The 683-nt window shown below is 50.2% G+C and carries 1 rRNA gene; it reads left to right on the plus strand.

Annotated features, from left to right (window positions below):
- Positions 1 to 683: ribosomal RNA gene (locus KJQ99_RS09465) — 23S ribosomal RNA — on the plus strand; the annotation flags it as partial.

Genomic DNA, 683 nt, shown 5'->3' on the forward strand with positions numbered 1-683 from the left:
TAACGGTCCTAAGGTAGCGAAATTCCTTGTCGGTTAAATACCGACCTGCATGAATGGCGTAACGAGATGGGAGCTGTCTCAAAGAGGGATCCAGTGAAATTGTAGTGGAGGTGAAAATTCCTCCTACCCGCGGCAAGACGGAAAGACCCCGTGGACCTTTACTACAGCTTGACACTGCTACTTGGATAAGAATGTGCAGGATAGGTGGGAGGCTTTGAGTTATAGACGCCAGTTTATAATGAGCCATCGTTGAGATACCACTCTTTCTTATTCGGGTAGCTAACTAGCGTGAGTTATCCTCACGTAGGACAATGTCTGGTGGGTAGTTTGACTGGGGCGGTCGCCTCCCAAAAAATAACGGAGGCTTACAAAGGTTGGTTCAAAACGGTTGGAAATCGTTTGTAGAGTATAAAGGCATAAACCAGCTTAACTGCAAGACAAACACGTCAAGCAGAGACGAAAGTCGGTCTTAGTGATCCGGTGGTTCTGTGTGGAAGGGCCATCGCTCAAAGGATAAAAGGTACCCCGGGGATAACAGGCTGATCTCCCCCAAGAGCTCACATCGACGGGGAGGTTTGGCACCTCGATGTCGGCTCATCGCATCCTGGGGCTGGAGCAGGTCCCAAGGGTATGGCTGTTCGCCATTTAAAGCGGTACGCGAGCTGGGTTCAGAACGTCGTGAG

Origin of the sequence: Campylobacter sp. 2018MI13 (assembly GCF_018501135.1) — a bacterium.
Classification (GTDB): Bacteria; Campylobacterota; Campylobacteria; order Campylobacterales; family Campylobacteraceae; genus Campylobacter_E.